This window comes from Nocardia sp. NPDC006630, from assembly GCF_040611495.1.
GTDB lineage: Bacteria > Actinomycetota > Actinomycetes > Mycobacteriales > Mycobacteriaceae > Nocardia.
Window position 1 is genome coordinate 464,277 of the sequence record NZ_JBEXOK010000002.1, and the last position, 17,689, is coordinate 481,965.

General features: G+C 66.4%; 19 protein-coding genes. 7 read left to right on the forward strand and 12 right to left on the reverse strand.

Translation table 11 applies throughout. From position 1 onward, the window contains the following. Window positions 1–81 precede the first annotated feature (81 nt). Together ABZX86_RS06485 and ABZX86_RS06490 are read left to right on the forward strand one after the other, a co-directional pair. Entirely contained in the window at window positions 82–1,182 is a 1,101-nt protein-coding gene (locus ABZX86_RS06485) for a sensor histidine kinase (protein ID WP_355120679.1), read from the forward strand. After that, entirely contained in the window at window positions 1,179–1,814 is a 636-nt protein-coding gene (locus ABZX86_RS06490; protein WP_355120681.1) for a response regulator transcription factor, read from the forward strand. Before ABZX86_RS06485 ends, ABZX86_RS06490 begins: the two co-directional genes overlap by 4 nt. Before the next feature lie 69 nt (window positions 1,815–1,883). On the opposite strand, the gene ABZX86_RS06495 is transcribed toward ABZX86_RS06490, so the two are convergent. The 3 genes from ABZX86_RS06495 to ABZX86_RS06505 all read right to left on the reverse strand — a co-directional run bounded on the left by ABZX86_RS06495 (window position 1,884) and on the right by ABZX86_RS06505 (window position 4,939). Continuing rightward, on the reverse strand, window positions 1,884–2,183 hold the full coding sequence (locus ABZX86_RS06495) for a hypothetical protein (protein ID WP_355120683.1): 300 nt from the start codon (window positions 2,181–2,183) through the stop codon (window positions 1,884–1,886). Between the two features lie 208 nt (window positions 2,184–2,391). After that, window positions 2,392–3,711, reverse strand: coding sequence for an MFS transporter (locus ABZX86_RS06500; protein ID WP_355120685.1), 1,320 nt, complete (start codon window positions 3,709–3,711; stop codon window positions 2,392–2,394). A 7-nt stretch (window positions 3,712–3,718) separates the two neighbouring features. Continuing rightward, the gene (locus tag ABZX86_RS06505; protein WP_355120687.1) at window positions 3,719–4,939 is read right to left on the reverse strand and encodes a M20 family metallopeptidase; all 1,221 of its coding nucleotides are present in this window, start codon (window positions 4,937–4,939) and stop codon (window positions 3,719–3,721) included. A 95-nt stretch (window positions 4,940–5,034) separates the two neighbouring features. Between ABZX86_RS06505 and ABZX86_RS06510 the strand changes: the two genes are divergently transcribed. Further along, window positions 5,035–6,084 carry an AsnC family transcriptional regulator gene (locus ABZX86_RS06510; protein ID WP_355121293.1) on the forward strand — a complete coding sequence of 350 codons (1,050 nt, stop codon included), beginning with the start codon at window positions 5,035–5,037 and terminating at the stop codon, window positions 6,082–6,084. Here the strand turns inward: ABZX86_RS06510 and ABZX86_RS06515 are convergent. The 7 genes from ABZX86_RS06515 to ABZX86_RS06545 form a co-directional block, all read right to left on the reverse strand. Then, window positions 6,075–7,106 (reverse strand): sigma-70 family RNA polymerase sigma factor, encoded by a 1,032-nt coding sequence (locus ABZX86_RS06515; RefSeq protein WP_355120689.1) that lies wholly within the window; start codon window positions 7,104–7,106, stop codon window positions 6,075–6,077. The genes ABZX86_RS06510 and ABZX86_RS06515 overlap by 10 nt on opposite strands. Then, window positions 7,096–8,526 (reverse strand): MFS transporter, encoded by a 1,431-nt coding sequence (locus ABZX86_RS06520; protein WP_355120691.1) that lies wholly within the window; start codon window positions 8,524–8,526, stop codon window positions 7,096–7,098. Before ABZX86_RS06520 ends, ABZX86_RS06515 begins: the two co-directional genes overlap by 11 nt. Before the next feature lie 32 nt (window positions 8,527–8,558). Continuing rightward, window positions 8,559–8,858 carry an antibiotic biosynthesis monooxygenase gene (locus tag ABZX86_RS06525; protein ID WP_355120693.1) on the reverse strand — a complete coding sequence of 100 codons (300 nt, stop codon included), beginning with the start codon at window positions 8,856–8,858 and terminating at the stop codon, window positions 8,559–8,561. A 73-nt stretch (window positions 8,859–8,931) separates the two neighbouring features. Continuing rightward, complete coding sequence (locus ABZX86_RS06530) at window positions 8,932–9,507, reverse strand: DUF6529 family protein (protein WP_355120695.1); 576 nt, start codon at window positions 9,505–9,507, stop codon at window positions 8,932–8,934. A gap of 44 nt (window positions 9,508–9,551) precedes the next feature. Further along, the gene (locus ABZX86_RS06535; RefSeq protein WP_355120697.1) at window positions 9,552–9,932 is read right to left on the reverse strand and encodes a hypothetical protein; all 381 of its coding nucleotides are present in this window, start codon (window positions 9,930–9,932) and stop codon (window positions 9,552–9,554) included. 67 nt (window positions 9,933–9,999) lie between these two features. Next, on the reverse strand, window positions 10,000–10,287 hold the full coding sequence (locus tag ABZX86_RS06540; RefSeq protein WP_355120699.1) for a three-helix bundle dimerization domain-containing protein: 288 nt from the start codon (window positions 10,285–10,287) through the stop codon (window positions 10,000–10,002). A gap of 252 nt (window positions 10,288–10,539) precedes the next feature. Then, window positions 10,540–11,622 (reverse strand): LuxR C-terminal-related transcriptional regulator, encoded by a 1,083-nt coding sequence (locus tag ABZX86_RS06545; protein WP_355120701.1) that lies wholly within the window; start codon window positions 11,620–11,622, stop codon window positions 10,540–10,542. An 86-nt stretch (window positions 11,623–11,708) separates the two neighbouring features. On the opposite strand from ABZX86_RS06545, the gene ABZX86_RS06550 reads away from it, so the two are divergent. From ABZX86_RS06550 to ABZX86_RS06560, 3 genes are all read left to right on the forward strand, one after another. Further along, window positions 11,709–12,137: an ester cyclase gene (locus ABZX86_RS06550; RefSeq protein WP_355120703.1), complete on the forward strand. Its 429-nt coding sequence runs from the start codon at window positions 11,709–11,711 to the stop codon at window positions 12,135–12,137. 256 nt (window positions 12,138–12,393) lie between these two features. Further along, window positions 12,394–13,617, forward strand: coding sequence for an oxygenase MpaB family protein (locus tag ABZX86_RS06555; protein WP_355120705.1), 1,224 nt, complete (start codon window positions 12,394–12,396; stop codon window positions 13,615–13,617). A gap of 137 nt (window positions 13,618–13,754) precedes the next feature. After that, entirely contained in the window at window positions 13,755–14,429 is a 675-nt protein-coding gene (locus ABZX86_RS06560) for a TetR/AcrR family transcriptional regulator (RefSeq protein ID WP_355120707.1), read from the forward strand. 10 nt (window positions 14,430–14,439) lie between these two features. Here ABZX86_RS06560 and ABZX86_RS06565 read toward each other — a convergent pair whose 3' ends face one another. Next, window positions 14,440–15,456 carry a DUF6670 family protein gene (locus tag ABZX86_RS06565; protein ID WP_355120709.1) on the reverse strand — a complete coding sequence of 339 codons (1,017 nt, stop codon included), beginning with the start codon at window positions 15,454–15,456 and terminating at the stop codon, window positions 14,440–14,442. A gap of 93 nt (window positions 15,457–15,549) precedes the next feature. Here ABZX86_RS06565 and ABZX86_RS06570 point away from each other — a divergent pair, with 93 nt between their 5' ends. Then, a complete protein-coding gene (locus ABZX86_RS06570; RefSeq protein ID WP_355120711.1) occupies window positions 15,550–16,152 on the forward strand; it encodes a TetR/AcrR family transcriptional regulator in 603 nt (200 codons plus the stop codon). A 7-nt stretch (window positions 16,153–16,159) separates the two neighbouring features. Here the strand turns inward: ABZX86_RS06570 and ABZX86_RS06575 are convergent, their stop codons facing one another. Next, window positions 16,160–17,374 (reverse strand): hypothetical protein, encoded by a 1,215-nt coding sequence (locus ABZX86_RS06575; protein WP_355120713.1) that lies wholly within the window; start codon window positions 17,372–17,374, stop codon window positions 16,160–16,162. Window positions 17,375–17,689 lie beyond the last annotated feature (315 nt).

The window sequence follows — 17,689 nt, forward strand, 5'->3', positions numbered from 1 at the left end:
TCGGTTGACCCGCGCACCCGCCCGCGGCAGGCACAATGACACTGTTTGCCCAGTTCACCATCGATCCGAGGAGGTACCGAAGTGGCACCCAGCGCCGATTCGCGCCGCCTCGGCCTGATCATGGACGCTGCCTTCTACATCTTGCTGGCGGCCTCGCTGGCCCGCTTTCTCATCCGGCACCACGAAACGCCGCGCGCTCCGTGGGTGATCGCGCTCTCCCTCGGATTGGCCGTGCTGTACGTCCTGGGCTCCCGGCGCACGGTGTGGTTCGTTCCGGTGGTCGCGGTCTGGGCGGTCCTGGTGATCCTCGGTCCGAGCTTCGCCTGGTGTGCGGTACCACTGCTGTATCTCGCCCTGCGCATGCTGCCGCTGCGCGTGGCATTGGGTTTGGTGGTGCTGCTGACCGGGCTGGTGGTGGTCACCCAGGTGCGTTTGGCGGGCTGGCTGGATCCGAATGTGCTCTTGGCGCCGCCCGCGGTGGCCGCCGTCGCCACCGCGGTCTTCGTGCACATGCGACGGCAGACCGATCGTGAGGCGGCGCTCGAACGGCGTGCGGGGATGTTGGCGGAGCGCCAGCGGCTGGCCATGGAGATCCATGACACGCTGGCACAGGGGCTTTCGAGTCAGCGGATGCTGCTGCAGGCCGCCGAGCGGGTGTGGGCGGACGATCCGGCCCGGGCCCGGGAACATGTGGGCACCGCGGCCGAGATCGCCGATCGGAATCTGGCGGAGGCCCGGCGGTTCGTGCACGATCTGGCGCCCGCCGAATTGGCCGAAAATGGTTCGCTCACTGCGGCTTTGCGCACCCTCGCCGGGCGCGAGAGTAGTGATGCCCTCACGGTGAGTTTCCAGTCCGACGGCGTCCCGGCCGACCTGCCCGCGCGCGTGGAATCGACGCTATTGCGAATTGCCCAGGGCGCGTTGGCGAATGTGCGTGAGCATGCGCGCGCCACCACCGCCACCATCACGCTGTCCTACCTGGGCGATCAGGTCGCCCTCGATATTGCCGACGACGGTTGCGGTTTCGACCCCGAGCGCCCCGCCGTCGCCACCGCCGAGCGAGGTCACGGGCTCCCCGCCGTGCGCGCCCGCCTGCGGCAGTTCGGCGGCGCCCTGACCATTGAATCTGCGCCGGGCGAGGGCACAGTGCTCTCCGCCGCCATCCCCCTGGAGGCGAGATGACGGATTCCCCTGTGCGCCTGCTGATCTGCGATGACCACGCGGTGGTGCGCGCGGGGCTGCTGGCGCTGCTCTCGAGCACACCGGGCATCGAGGTGATCGGCGAAGCGGGCAGCGGCGCGCAGGCGGTCACACTGGCTGATCGCCTGCGCCCCGATGTCGTCCTCATGGACCTGCAACTCGGCGCGGATATGGACGGCACGGAAGCGACCCGCCGAATCACCGAACTCCCCGCTCCCACGCCCCGGGTCCTGGTGCTGACCACCTACGACACCGACGCCGACATCACCCGCGCGATCGCCGCCGGCGCCACCGGCTATCTGCTCAAGGCCGAGAGCCCCGAGGAACTCTTCACCGCGATTCAGGCTGCGGCCCAAGGCCGTACAACACTCTCCCCACCGGTGGCCCACCGTGTCATGGCCCACCTGCGCAACCCGCGACCCACCCTCACCGCCCGCGAACTGGACATTCTCGCCCAGCTCTCCCGAGGCTCGGGCAATCGCGAAATCGCGCGCGCCCTGCACATCAGCGAAGCCACCGTGAAGACCCACCTCGGCCGCATCTACGACAAACTCGCCGTCGACACCCGCGCCGCCGCCGTAGCGGTGGCGAAGGAACAGCGCCTGCTGCCCTGACGGAATCCGCTGAATCCGCTGGCTGGACCTCCTGCTCACCGCATACGAGCGGGAGCAGGAGGTCGAATGTCAGATGCCCGACACGCCCTGGCCCTGCTGGGAAATGACGAAGCCGCCTTCACCATTGGGGTCCTGACCGGTATCGAGGACCTTGTCGTCCAGGAATGCGGCGGCCTGCTGATCCAGGAACACTCGCGATCCCTCGGCGGTCACGACCTGATCCTGCTCGGCCGGCACCGGGGCGACCGCGAGCTGCAGGGTGGCGGAGTCGTCCGCCGTGAAAATTCGCAGCCCGGCATCCTCCGGCATGCCCTCCGCATGCGTGAGGGTGCGAACCACCTCGATGGCAGTGGGGGTGAGCGTCAACATATGTCTGGTTCCTTCCCGCTGTCGTGAAAGTCAGCCAGGTAAACGGCGAACTCCGGTTCCGCGGGGCAGCCTCCGACACGTTCATCATCGGCATCGGAAGGCACCACCACGTTCTTCAGGGGTAGCCATCGGTTGCTTCGCGAAACAATGTTTTTGGGCATGCGCCCCATTTCCCCTGCTCGGGGCCACGAACTCTGATCCCACCCGGTCAGTCGAGCGGCGTTCCAGCGGTCTCCGGTGTCCACGCCGCCACCGCTGCGCTGATCACCATGAGGACGAGCACGTAACCGGCGAAGAGGTTGGTGCGGCCCGAGGTGGTCAACCAGGTTTGCAGATAGGGCGCGGTGCCGCCGAAGGCGGCGGTAGCCAGTGCCGCGCCGAAACCGCTTCCGGTGGCACGCATTCCGGCCGGGAACAGTTCCGCGTATACCGCCGGAATGACCGCCGCGAACGGGGCCAGGAACACCATTGCGACGAACAGTGCGACGGCCATGGACCAGGCGCCGCCGTGCAGTAGCGCCATCGCGGGGAAGACCACGACCGCGGTGCCGAGGAACGACAGCAGCAGCAACGGGCGCCGGCCTATTCGATCCGACGCGATACCGCACAGCGGCAGCAGCGCGATCAGGAACGCCGAGGCCAGGACGCTGATCCACAGCGCCTGCGATGCCGGAATCCGGTGTGCGGCAACAGCTTGCGCCGGTGTGCCGATCACCCAGAGATAGAAGGCGACGGTGCCGCCGATGGTCAGCCCGAATGCTCGGGCGCATCCGGCGCGCTGCTGCCACAGGCCCCGCAGGAGCCGGCCGCCTGCGCTGGTCCGCGCCACGACGCGGGTTTCCGGCAGCCGCAATCGCATCACCAGCGTGTAGATGCCCACCACGCCGCCCAGTACGAACGGCAGTCGCCAGCCCCAGGATTCCAGCTGCGCCTTGCTCAGCAGACCCGACAGCACGGCGCCGAGGACCGTCGCCGCCACGATCCCGGTCGTCCCCGACACGTAGATGAAGCTGGCCCAGCGTCCCCGCCGACCCGGCGGTGCGGATTCGGCGAGATAGGTTTGCACGGCAGGCATTTCGCCACCGTGCCCGAGGCCCTGCGCCAGCCGGGCGAGGACGAGCAGGACCGGAGCCGCCACGCCGATCGCGGCGTGCGTGGGCGCGATACCGATCAGCAGGCTACCTGCCGCGGCGAGCGCGATCGCCCCGACCAGCGCCGGGCGGCGCCCCCGCCGATCGGCGTACCAGCCGAACACCAGGCTGCCGACCGGCCGGATGACAAACCCGACAGCGAAGACGACCAGCGCCGACAGCAAGGCCAGGGTGCCGGTTCTGGAGGGAAAGAACGCATGGGCGAAGAACGGTGAGAAGGTTCCGAAGATCGCCCAGTCGTACCATTCGAGCGCATTGCCGACCCCGGTCGAGGCGAGAGTGCGCCATGGACGAGAGGCCGTATCGCTTGCAGTGGAACCGGATTCGATGGGCGGGAGCGTGCGGACGGGGTGCGGGGCGGAGCCGATATCGGACATGAGCGACCTATCCGGTGTGGGCGTCGGCGGTCAGCCGATCGGCGGCGGCCAGTCTGCGGGCGGCGATCTCGGCATGCAGCAGCGCACCGTCGGTGAGCACCGCATCGTCGAAAACCGCGTAGGGCGAATGGTTGTCGAAGGCATCGGCGGGATCGAGCTCCGGTGGGCACGCACCGAGCAGGATCATCGCTCCCGGTACCCGGTCCAGGACCCGGCAGAAGTCCTCTCCGGCGCAGAGTGGTTGCGGCAGATCGCGATACCGCTGCGCGCCGTGCACCTCGGCCGCCACCATCGCGACGAAATCAGCCTCGTCCGGGTCATTGGCCGTCACGTCCAGGTACTCGACCACACCCGGCTCGGCGGTCACACCGTGTGCACGGGCGATCGAGTGGCACACTTCGGAAAAACCCTCTCGCAAGGCGTCGCGGGTGCGCACATCGTGCCAGCGCAGTGTGCCGAGCAGTTCGGCGCGCTCCGGAATGACGTTCCCCGCGGCGCCCGCGTGCATGGCACCGATGGTGAGCACCGCCGTATCGGCCGGGTCGACGGTCCGGGTGAGAAGACCCGGCAGCGCACCGACCACGGCCGCAGCAGCGGGGATCGGATCCCGGGCCAGGTGCGGGGCCGAGCCGTGTCCGCCGCTGCCGTGCACGGTCACCGACAGCAGGTCGGCACCGGCCATCAGGGGTCCCCTGCGAGTGGTGAAGATGCCGTGCGGGAATCGCGCCGACATGACGTGCGTGGCATAGGCCGCCACCGGGAGCGACCCGGCCGCCTCCAGCACGCCCTCGGCGATCATCTTCGCGGCCCCGTCCTCGCCCTCTTCGCCGGGTTGGAACATGAAGACCACATCGCCGGTGAGCCCATGCCGGCGCGCACTGAGCAGCCGGGCGGCGCCGACCAGCATCGCGGTGTGCAGATCGTGCCCGCAGGCGTGCATCGCGCCATTGCCCGAGGCGTAGTCGAGCCCGGTGCGCTCCACCACGGGCAGCGCGTCCATATCGCCCCGCAGCAGTACCGAGGGTCCCGGCCGACCGCCGCGGAGCACGGCGGTCACCGATCCGATATCGCGGCCGAGGGTGATCTCGAGTGGCAGCCCGGCGAGCGCGTCGAGCACTCGCTGCCGGGTGCGCGGCAATTGCAGTCCGACCTCCGGGTCGGCGTGCAGCTCGCGGCGCAGCCGGACCAGATCATGTTGGAGCACAAGCCTTTTCTGTGAAGTTCGCATTGCCGAGTCCTCCTGAGATGCGGAATCGTGACAGGATGGCGAGGCCTGTCGAAGAATGCGTAAATCCGCAGGATCTTCGAGGAATCGGGGTGAAGATGCAGGATTCTGCCATCACGCTGGACGAGCTGGATCTGGTGCTGATCAACTGCCTCGAGATCGCCCCGCGTGCCACCTGGCAACGAATCGGCGCGGCGCTGGACGTCGACCCCGTCACGGTGGCGCGGCGCTGGCAACGGCTCAGCGCCGCCAGGGCGGCCTGGGTCGGCGGCCGCGCCACCGGTGTGCCGGACGGCTGTCAGGCCATCGTCCTGGTCAGCTGCGCCAACGGGGCGGTGAGCGATACCGCGCAGCGGCTGGCCCGCTGGCCGCACGTCCTCAGTGTCGAACACATCAGCGGTGACCACGATCTCTCGCTGCTGATCAATGTGCCTGGGCTGGTGGCACTCTCGCGGCTGCTGCTGGAGTCGCTGTCGGCGGTCCCCGGGGTGGCCGCGACCAGCACGATGCTGGTGACGCGGGTGTACCGGATGGGCGACCAATGGCAGCTGAACGCACTGGATGCCGCGCAGCGGTCCCGCCTGATGGACGGTGCGCGGCCGTGGCCCGTGCGCCCACCGCCGACCCGGCCGCTCGATGCTGCCGACCGGACCCTGATCCTCCGATTGGGACACGATGGCCGCACCCCGCTGGCCGAGCTGGCGAGCGAAACCGGCTTGAGTATCAGCACAATTCGCCGCCGGCTCGACCGCATGATCACCGGCGGGCAGCTGGTGCTGCGCTGCGATCTGGCGCTGTCGCTGTCGAGCTGGCCGGTGGGCATGTGGCTGTGGGCGCGGGCCGATCCGAACGACCGGGCGACCGTCGAGGCGTTGCTCCGGATGCCGGGGGCCCGCGTGTGCATGCGGGTCTCCGGCGGCGAGCCGAGTCTCGCCGTCGGCTTCTCACTGCCGACCATTCACGAGGTGCTCGTGGTCGAGTCCCGGCTCTCGACCGAGGTACCGCGACTGACGATCCTCGGCACCTCGATCGTGCTGCGTTTCATCAAACGCATGGGGCGCGTGCTGGATTCGGCCGGACGCAGTGCGGAGACGGTCCCGATGGCCATCTGGACCGACCCCGACGGCCTATCGCACGGTCATGAATGACACTGCCCCGCAGTGGATTCCAGCGACAAGGCAGGCGCGGAACCGTTTGTCGTTCTCCGAGAATCCGGGTGGAGCCGGTCGGGAAGGCCGAACGCTGGGAACAGGGCCGGATCCAGGAAGGCGGCAACGCGGGAGATTCCTTCGGGAACAACGGTCAACACGTGAATGGCGTGTGCGCGCCAGTCTCCGGTGGTGTCGCGGGTATACAGGGCAAGTGCCGGTTGTCCGTTCGCCGAAATCGGCTGGACCAGGGCGGAACCCAGTTCCTCCATCCGGCTTCCGAGGAAGGCCACCGTAGCCGCCCGGTCCGCGAACCAGAGCGGGTCCGGCGGCATCTCCCAGGTGACGTCGTCGGTGAGCGCTGCCACGAGACCTCGGACATCCGCGTTCTCGAACGCGGCCGCGTATCGGTCGAGCAGCTCGCGCTGCCGAGCCTGGGTCGGTTCGGTCAAACCTTCTTCGGTGACGGGCAATTGGGCGCGGGCACGCTGCAGCGCGCTATTGACCGCGGCAACGGTCATCTCGAGCGCGGCCGCGACTTCCGTTGCGTGCCAATCGAGTACGTCGCGAAGTATGAGTACGGCCCGCTGCCGGGCAGGCAGCTTCTGCAGCGCGGCCACCAGCGCCAGCCGGGTGGTCTGTCGCGTTATCACCACCGAGGCCGGGTCGGACATGATCAGCCGGTCGGGGAACGGTTCCAGCCACCGCACCTCCGGGTCGCGCGCGCCCGCATCGGTGCCCGGCGGACCCAGACCCGACGGCAGCGGCCGATATCTGGCGCGTTCCAGCGCCCGGAGCGAGGCCCTCGTGGCAATCCGGTACATCCAGGTGCGCAATGACGAACGGCCTTCGAAACGGTCGTGGGCCCGCCACGCATCGAGGTAGACCTGCTGGACCACTTCCTCGGCATCGTGCAGTGAGCCGAGCATCCGGTAGCAATAGCCGATCAACTCGCGCCGCAGCGGCTCGGCCGACCGGGCGAAGTCCTCGTCACGCGAGCGATCCTCGATATCAGTGTTCATGACTGCCTCCAATTGTGGTCGTAGCCGCGCGCTTTGTCAGAGGTTGGCGCTGCCGTGGGCGCGGGATGGCGACGATGACGCCCAGAGCCGCGGCGACGGCGATGACTGCATATCCGCCGTGTACGCCGTGCAGGAAGTCGGCATGCGCGCCCAGCAGGACGGTGGACGCCGAGGCGATCACCACCGAACCACCGAACTCGCGCGAGGTCTCCATGAGACCCGAGGCCGCACCGAAATCGGTATCGGACACCTCGGTGAGGGCCGCGATCTGTACCGACGGTGCGAACAGGCCGACAGCAACCCCGGCGATCACCAACGTGGGCAGTAGGGAAACTTCGAAATGCGGATGCTGCGGAATGACCATCAGCCCGAGGGCACTAACCACCATCAATATCGATGCCAGCCCGATCAACCGGCGCGGACCGAAGCGTTTTGCCAGGACTGCGCCGGTCAGGCCCGCGAATACGAAGCCGGTGCCCGAGGTCAGCAGCCACACCACGCCGGTCTTCGTCGGTGAGTAGTGCAGTTGCTGTTGCATCAGCAGGGTCGTCAGGAAGATGAAGGCGAAGAAGCTGCCGTAGCCGGTGGCCGCCGCCAGATTCGCCTGCACTACCGGCCGGTTCGCCAGCAGCGAGGGTGGGATCAGCGGAGTGCGGCTGCGCGATTCCGACCAGGCGAACACCATCAGTGTCGCGATCGCCGCGGCGGCGAGCGCGAGCGTTGTCGCCGAGGTCCACCCGTCCACCACGCCCCGGTTGAGCGCATACAGGCCCAGCATCGATCCGCTCGTCACCGCCAGGGCGCTGCGCGGCTCGAAACCAGCTCCGCGACGGACGATTTGGCGTCCGCGCAGCAACACGACGGTGGCCGCCGCCAGCACCGCGCCGATCGGCACATTGACGAAGAAGATCCACTGCCAGCCGGGACCATCGGTGAGGAACCCACCGGCCAGCACGCCCACCGAGGCGGCCGCGCCGCCGAGCGCGCCATAGATTCCGAGAGCGCTGTTGCGTTCCTTTCCCTCCGGGAAGGTGTCCGCGACGACTGCGAGCGCCGATGGTGCGATCAGTGCTGCCCCGACGCCCTGTGCGGCACGCGATGCGATCAACATCGTTGTGCTGGTGGATAATCCGGCGATCAGTGACGCCAGGGTGAAGATCATCAGGCCGGCCAGTAGGACGCGGCGCCGCCCCAGCATGTCGCCGACCCGCCCGGCCAGTAGCAGCAGGCCGCCGAACGGCACGCTGTATCCGATGACGACCCACTGCAGGGCGTCCTCACCCAGCCCGAGATCCAGGGCCATCCTCGGCAGCGACACATTGACGATCGTCAGGTCGACCACCGTGATGAACATGGCGGCGCACGCCAGCGCCAACACCCGGTAGCGGCTGCGCACCGCCTGCTCCGTTCCGGAATCCATTGCCGTTTCCATGCTTCTCATTCCTTCGCTCGTCATTCGATTCCGTACGTGCCGACAACGGCTGCCCGCAGTACCGTCGCGGGTCCGACCAGGCGCGCGGGAAACTCCGCATGAAACGCCGCGAAGGCGCACGAATCCCCGAATGGGTCTGCTGTGCCGTCGAATACGGCGATGTGCACGAATCCCACACCGTCCTCGAGCCGGAACACCTGATAGCGCAATCCGCCCGGATCTCGTGCGTTGAGCTCCTCGACAACCCGCTCGGCAAGCCGTTGATTGTGTGCCGCGGAATCGGCCCTGGTTCGGTACTGCACCACGATCGCTGCGGTCATCTCGATCACCTCCTGCATGGATAGAGGCAACGACAGACCGGAACTAATCGCCGGCGCGGTGTGACCGCTCCGATCAGCGGGAGAAGCCGACGGTGTGGAACCACCACAGGGCCGCCGCCGACCAGGCGAGCACGAAGGTTCCGAAGACGAGCCCGCCCAGGACCGGCACCAGCCAGGCCGGTGCGTTGCGCAGGCGTAATGCCAGCATCTTGGCGGCGAACGCGCCGTAGAAGGCGGTGCCGGCGATCGAATGGATCAGGATGCGCGGTGGGATGCCGTCATCCAGGTGGAAACCGAAGCTGTAGAGGCAGTAGTAGCCCACCGGGAGGCTTGCGGTGAATGTGAGCGCGCCGGCAATGCGGTGGTAGCGATGCACCCAGCGTCCCGCGTGCCACCGGTAAATCCATACGGCCGTGAGCAATTGGGCGAGGATGAATATCAGCACCAGGCTGCTCAGATATGCCTTGAAGGTTTGTGGTGCGGAGAAACCCCAGGTGGGCAGTGGTCGAGGGACGGGCCCGAAGTGGGTGCCGAGCACCCCGAGTGTCACTGCGATCGCGGCGCCGGTCAGCAGCACCGCCACCGCGATCAGTTGCCGGACAGCGGTATTCGGCACGACGCCCGCCGGGCCCGATACGGTCGACTTCATACAGACAGATACGGCAACGGGTTACGCGGGTATCGATCGAACTCTCACCAGACCTGGATGGTCCCGAAGCAGCCCTTGCCCGCGCTCCCCGACACCCAGGGCGTCTCGAGCTCGAAGGGAATCGGCCCCGGCGGCTGCGGGCCGATCTCGACCCGGGTGTGCGGGTTGAAGTAGGCGCTCGGCAGGATCACCCGGATGCCCAGTGCGGGAATCCGGAACTGGGACGTATCGGTGAACTGGAAGGTGGTGTCGATATCGATATCGAACGCGGTATTCGCCGGCACACCGACCTCGGTCGTCGAGCAGTAGCCGTTGTGGAACCCGAGCTGCACGATCGGCAGCGGGTCCGCGAGTGCGGGGGACGCACCGATCAGCAGCACAGCAAGAACGCTCGCCGACACGGCTCCGAACACACCTCGGTGCATGCCCCGCATGGTCGATCCCTCTCGTTCCTGACCGATAGGACCCTCCAATGGACAATACTCCGCAACCTCACCGTCGCATGCGAACCGGAGATACTGGTTGCACCCGATTCCACAGCGGGTCACCCACCGCCGCGAGCGGGTTGCCGGTCGAGCTGTAGGACACCCGTCTGCTCAACTGCCGCTCCGCAATCCGCTCCACCAGCAGCGGTATGAATTCCCGAACCCGATGACCGTCGAATTCACGGTGTATCCCGCGCACTTCCTCACCGACCACCCGCGCCGCCAGATGCGGGAATTTATCGGCCAGCCGGCCGACGAGCTCACTGATCTGCCGCTCCTCTTCGGATGCGCTCATGCTCTGATTTCGCCTCCATATGCCAATGGATGACGCCGATAACCAAATCCTCATCAGGTGCCCGGCGACGGCCCCGCCCGGGCCGCATCCATGTAGTCTCGCGGCTACCGGCTGGCCCACCTACTCCGAATTCGTTTGTGGCACAGCGCGTCAGCCACTAGGCACCACATGTCCTCGACATCGACACCTGCAAGCGACAAATGAAATTGCAACTGCAACAGCGTGTTTACTCGGGCCGGCAAACGCTCGAACTCACCCGCCATCGCTTCCGGGCGGGTGAAGCAGTTGTCCGATGAGATCGCGGCGGCTGCGCACGCCGACTTTGTCGAAGACGGCTTTGAGATGGTCTTGGACTGTGTGCGGGGAGATGTGCAGGGTATCGGAGATGAGTTGGGTGGAGGTGCCGCGCAGCACGAGCCGTGCGACCTCCGCTTCACGCGGGCTGAGGCCGTGGGCCGACAGCAGGAGCGGAATCGTTGCGGCGGTTTCAGCTGTTTTGATCACGACGCTGATGCGTTGCTCGCTGGGTGGCCCTTGCAGACGGGATGCGTACACGGTGAGCCACTGTCCGTCGATGGTGCGAATTCGACTGGTGGGCAGTGTCCGCGACGGCGCCGTGCCCTGCTCGATCGCACGCAGCGCCATGGCCACGGTGTAGACGGCCAACGGAAGTGGGAGCTCGAGCGACCGGCGCTCCTCGACCAGGGACAGCAGGTGCGCGGCCTCCGGGGTGACAGCCACGATGCTGAGGTCTTCGGCGAGCAGCACCACACCCGGTTCCCCGCTACCACCGCTCGCCGGGGAACCGTGCAGCAGCACGGCTTGGCGGAGACCGTGGGCGAGATGCGGACCGATGCTCGCGATCAGTGCGGCCTCGGAGTCGGTGAAGCCGAGCGGATGGTCTTCGCGATGCAGGCACAGGTAGCCCCAGCACTGCGAACCCACGACCAATGCCGCACGCAGTTCGTCACCGAGCCCCAGCGGTCGCATGATCTCGCGATACCGCCCACTGGACCAGCGGTCGGAGTGTGTCGCGGTATCCAAAGAAGCGACATGATCGGCCGAAATGGCAAGTGACGTAAACCTGTTCACATCCGCGCCGCCGAATTCGTTGTCCAGGAACAGCGGTGTCGCCGCGTTCAGAGGTTCGTCGGCATACGCTCCGGTGAACAACAGGGTCTCGGGATCGGCGGTGGCGAAGAACGCCGCATCCACCGGCATGAGCCGCCGCACCGATCGCAGCATTTGCGCGTGCAGCCCGGGTACATCCAGCCCGCCGTGGCAATGGCGGATCAGGTCGTGCACGGCGCGAGCCGTATCGGTCGTTCTCGACACCTCCTCAGTATCCTCGGCCGATTCCGGTTCGGAACCCCCAACTACCTGGGATGGTGCGGCGCCCCGGCCGGTTCGACGATCAGACCATGACAATCAATCGCACCACTCAGAACAAGCAACTCGTCGAGACGTTCATCCAGGAACTGTTCACCAAGGGCAACCTCGATGCCGTCGACCACTTCCTCGACCCGGGTTTCGTCAATCACGACGAACCGTTTCCGGGAGCTCCGGCCGGTCCGGAAGGCCTGCGGCTCGCGGCCGCGATGTTCCGCGCGGCGCTCCCGGACTGGCACAGCGATATCGATCAGCTCATCGCCGAGGATGATCTGGTCGTCGAACGATTCACCGCCCGCGGCACCCATCGCGGCGAACTGATGGGCGTCGCGCCCACCGGAAAGACCCTCGTACTCAACGGCATTCAGGTGTTTCGCATCAGCGGTGACCGGATCGTCGAACGCTGGGGCCGCCTCGACGACATCGGCCTGCTCCGCCAGCTCGGCCTGATCCCCGGCTGATTCAGCGGCAGGCCGGGAATGCCGGCGAAACGGGTCAGTGTGAGGGTCCGCTGCTTCCGGCAGACCCCAGGTCCAGCTGGTTGAGGAGGTTCTGAATTACGACCCAGGGGTTCATCTGCTGGTCCTTCATCTCGGTTGGTAGCTGTCGGCGATTTCTGCCGATCGGTTGTGATGGCAGTCACCGTGTGCTGTCATAAAGATACTCAGATACATCACTCGTGTCTTTGTATCAGACTCAACGAAGAGGGACCTCGGGATGGATGCACATCGACTCAGCAGGCGTGACGCACTGAGGGCTGGCGGCGGATTTTTGGGCGCGGTCGGCGCGCTGGCACTGACGGCGCGCACGGCGAGGGCGGAGCCGTGGTCGTGGTCGCCGAACGATTCGGTGGTCGGCAGCGGAGGTGGGGCCGATCCGCTGACGGTGTACGACCCCGACGCCGATTCGGTGCTGGCGGATGTGATGGACCACGCCGATGTGCCCGAGGTGAACAGGCTGCTGGCGACGTGGACCCGCAATGGTCAGCCCCTACCGGCCGGATTGCCCACCGGGCTGGCCGATTTCATCGAACACGCCCGGCAGCTGCCGTCCTGGGCCGATCAGGGCAAGCTGGCGAACTCGTTCGAGTTCACCAAGAAGCGCGGCCTGTATCTGGGCGTGCTCTACGCGTTCGCCAGCGGGATGATGTCCACGGTCATTCCGCACGAAGCGCTTGCGGTGTACTACTCGCGGGGTGGTTCGCACCTGAAGGAACGCATCGCCAAGACCGCGAAATTCGGGTACGACATCGGCACGGTCAATGCCTACGGAGATGACGGCGAGATGGTCGTGACCTGCGTGAAGACCAGGATCATCCATGCGTCGGTCCGGCATCTGCTGCCACAGTCGCCGCACTGGCCCGCCGGCGTCACGCCGATCAGCCAGGACGATCTGATGGTCACCTGGCACAGTCTGGCGACCACGATCATGCGGACGCTCAACGCGTGGAAGGTGCCCATCCCCGCCGCCGAATCCGATGGCTACCTGCACAGTTGGCAGCTGGCCGGTCACCTGCTCGGCATTCGCGACGAATACATCCCCGCGACATGGGATCAGGCCGATGCGCAGGCCGCGCAGATGCTCGACCCGATCCTGGCGCCGACCGCCGAGGGCAACGACCTGGCCAACCAGCTGCTCAACCTCGGCGAGGACCTGGATCTCACCCTGATCAGCCGGGGCGTCCTGGGGGCGTTCACCCGATTTGTCATGGGAGACAAGGTCGCTGACTGGCTCACCATTCCCCGAGAGCCGGTGTGGAGCCCACTGCTCGAAGTCGCGTGGGGCCCGTTCGTCGCCGTCCGGGAAGGCGTGTTGTCGGTGGCACCGGTCGTGGACGCGCCGTATTGGATGTTCGACGAGTTCCTGCGCCAGTTCGCCCTCTGGTACGTGGCCGAGCTCCGGATGCCGCTCAGCATCGAAATCCCTTTGACCAACCGCTGATTCACGTCTGCGGCAGATATGCCCGCGGCGGGTGAAAGGAACAGTGCTGCCCTGCACCCGCCGCGCCGCTGCGTTCGGCCACCGAGGCCATACGATGGAACAGCTGACGTACCTACGTATCTCCGAGGAAGGCACCCGTGGAATCCGCGCTACCCGCTGGTACTCCCCCAACCGGTAAATCCCTGCTCGAGCGCGCCTACCTCGAGGCCATCGAACAGACCGGCACTACCGACGGGATTCGCGCACGTATTCTCGATGCGGCCAACCAGCAATTCCAACGGTGGGGCATCCAGCGCTCGACCATGGAGGATGTCGCCAAGCAGGCGGGCGTCTCACGCATCACCGTCTACCGCCGATTCGCCACCAAAGACGATCTGGTCGAACATGTTGTCCTGCGTGAATTCCGCCGCTACTTCGACAAATTCCTCGTCGACATCACCGCGGCCGCGACCCCGGGCGATCGCGTAGTACTCGGCTTCGTGAGCTCGCTGCGCGCACTGCGCGGCAATCCGCTGATCGGCTCCCTCATCACCGAGGAACCCGATCATTTCGTCAGTTCGCTCATCGGTGACGGCGGGCGCGCGGTAGCCATGGTCAGTGAATTCGTCGCCCACCAGCTCCGCCAGGAGCAGCGCGCCGGCACCATCTCCCCGGACCTGCGCACCGACTTGGTCGCCGAGCTGATGGTCCGAATCTGCGCCTCGTTCCTGGCGATCCCGAGCCATGTCATCGATCTGGACGATGACGAGCAACTGGCCGCGATCGCCCGCCAATTCCTCGTCCCGATGCTCGAGCCACCGACCGCAGGTTAGAAGTCCGGCGTCAGTGGTTGCCGAGGTATTCGATATACCCTGTGCCGCTGACGGGTTCACCGCGGAACCGGCCGGTGTACCGGTAGCTGCCGGCGTATCCGCCCGCCATTCCGAAGACGTAGTCGTCGTTGGTTGTGCCGTGGATTTCGATGAGTTCGGCGCCATCCTCATCGTCGACGCTCCAATCGAATTCTGACGCAAGGTGCATCGACAATCCGTTGGGTGTGCGGCGTGCAGCGGGTTCGAGGCGGCGGACTTCGAAACGGAAGTTGTTCTCGTACGTGCCGCCATGGTCGGTGAGCGAGCGGACGTAGACCGAACGCTGGACTGCCAGACCGAGCGGACCCAGCACCTCGACCATGAGAACTTGAGTCGTGTCGTCGATATTGATGATGTGGTAGGTGAAGAACGTGAACGGCAGCTTGATGTGCGCGCCGCGCGCGTATTCGAGGGTGTTGAGACCGGAGATTTCCAGGGTATCGCCCTGATAGGTGACGGCGCCCTCGTACTGGCACAGCAGTGACCAGTGGTCGTAGAGACCGCCGCGCAGTTTGACGAAGTGCGAGATCTTGTCGGTGGCGCGCACCCGCAGGTCCAGATCGAACGCGGGGTTGCGGTAGGTGACAGTGAAATTGGGGTAGGTGCCTTCGATCCGCAGATCGTCACCGAAGCGCACCAGGCTCGAGTCAGGAGCCAGCTCCAGATCGCGACCGACCCGGTAACCGCGGAACTGACCGGGGAATTCGACGCCGGTGCCGATGAGCAGGCTGGCGGTATCGGCGGCACTGGTTTCGACGAGGTGGTGGTTGTTCCACAGCGCGATTCTGGGCTGACCGATGACGGCGATGACGTCGATAAAGTTCAGTGGCGCAGGCAGATTCGGCAGCATCAGCCCGTAGTGCACGGTGCTGTGCCAGCCGCGGGGCGGGTGAAACGCGGTCGCGGGATCGAACGGAGTGCCACGCAACGCGTAGGAGCCGGAGATGCCGCGCTGGGCAGCGTGCAGTGCTACGTCTTTCAAGCTCACTTCGAGAGTCCTTTTCGCGAGCGCCAATGTATACGTAACCGACAGTATCGTATAGATTTGACTTACAGGTCATATGAGCGAGGCGGTGAGACGGTGACGGTGAGAACGGGCAGCAAGGGCATGCCGCGTGGCGAGCGCGAAGCGCAGATCCTGAATGCAGCCGCGATCGAGTTCGGAACCCGCGGGTACGCCTCGGTCCTCGTCGCCGATGTCGCCGTTCGCGCGGGAGTTTCGAAACCGCTTATCTACCTGTACTTTTCCTCAAAAGACGGATTGGGCGCCGCATGCGCGGAGCGTGCCGGGTCCGCACTGGCGGCAAAGATCGCCGAGGCGATGGGAGCGCCCGCACCGACCTTCCTCGCCGCCGCCGCGGTGCTCGACGCGATCTTCACCGCGCTCGAACCACGCCCGCACGATTGGAATGTGCTCTACGACCACGGCGCCCCACCGGACACCGAAACTGCCACCGTCGCCCGCCGGTACCGCCGGATCATCGCCGAACAGGCCGCCACCGGCGTCTGGTCGGCGCTGGCGGCCGGCGGCCTGTCCGACGGACGCGACCTGTCACTCCTCACCCACATCTGGATGAACAGCGTGACCGCAGTCGTGTCATGGTGGCTGGACAATCCCGATCAGTCAGCCGACGACATGAGCGCTCGCGCACACCGCATCCTGACCGCATTGACCACCGCCTGAACCTCGGCTAGGGCAACCCCGTCCAGGAGGTGCCGGACTCCCGGTGGCGCTCCCAGATCGACTCGTCGATCGGCCCGGCGCCCAGGTCGGCGACGAATTCGGCGGCGATTCGCTCGGCGACCGCCCGATCGAGTGTCGCCGCGCACCAGTTCATCGACACGTGGATGCGCCCATAGGCTTCGACGACATTGAAGCCCACGAAGTTCGGGCCCGGCGGTGCGATCGACACGGTGATCCGCGGTGGCGCCGAGCCGGCGGGCTGTGGCGCGTTCACCCACTTGGTCGCGTACGAGATCATCAAGCGGACGGCGCGGTCTCCGCGACTGCTCACCGCTGACCGGCCGGGGCGCGGAATTGCGTAGTGCCGCAAGGCATCACCGAAGATCAGCAATGGCAGACCGCTGTCGAGGATGCCGGCGATCCGGGCGCTCAGCTGCGTCGGCGTGTCCGAATCCGGGACCGGAACCGACTTCGACCAGCTGAAGTTGCCGTCGACCGACGCGTCGGCCACCAGATACCGCCGCAGGTCGACCATGAACGCGATCGAGCCGTCGACCGTGAGCCCGTGATGGCGGCACAGCAGCAGCGCCCGCATCGTCATGATCGACATCACCGACGCCGCCGATCCCCGCGCCGCGCGAAACACGCGGACCCGCTGGGTAAACGAATCGGGACTGACCGCTGTCACCACGGAGGAGGAATGGGAGCGACCCGCGCCTTCGACCGCACGCCGGGTGCCCGGCGGCCGCAGTTGCCGCAGTTCTCGGCGAACCGCGATCGCGTGCGGAAGTCGTGATCCGGGCGGACCGAATGCCCGCATCAGTCCACGAGTCAGTGGCGCGCCGGTCCGCTGACCGGATCGCATATCGTCCCGATCGCCCGGCGCCAGCAGCACTCCGAGGAAATACCATGCGGCGAAACCGTCACCCGGCGCATGCGAGTGACTGAACTGCACCCAGTCCCGGCCCAGGGTGAGCCGGAACGGCAACCCGCCCAAGTCGAGCCCGGCAGGATCCAGCGCATCATCCGCCGGACAGCTTTCGTCGGAGGCTGTCACAAGCGCCAGCAGAAAAGCCGCCTCCCGTCCCGGGCCCGGACGGCCGGTGCACCCACGCTCGGCACAAAGCAGCCGCACCCAGGGATCGTCGGGGTAGGCGACCGCCCAGTCCGCAAGCCGGGCCCGGACCTCCTCGACGCCGGGCGTCACAATCGACCGAATCACCTTCACAACTGGCACGCCGCACCACATGCGATCGCGGCGGCGGAGCCGGCGGATGTCGACTGCGGGCCAGCCGGCGATGTCCCCGACACTCGGGTTTCTCGCAAATCGCAGATCCAAGCGGTGATGTGCGTTCACCGGTCACAGTGTGCCCTCGGCGCACCCCGTGCGAGCCCGAAGCCGATTACTGGTACAGCATGTGCCAAATCTCACCTGTTACCGAAAGTTGCTGTGCCAGTTTCGAATCGAAGATTTCGATCCGATAATTTCGTGCCGGCTATTCCTCGGGAACCCTGCATGACACGAGCGGGTTCCGAG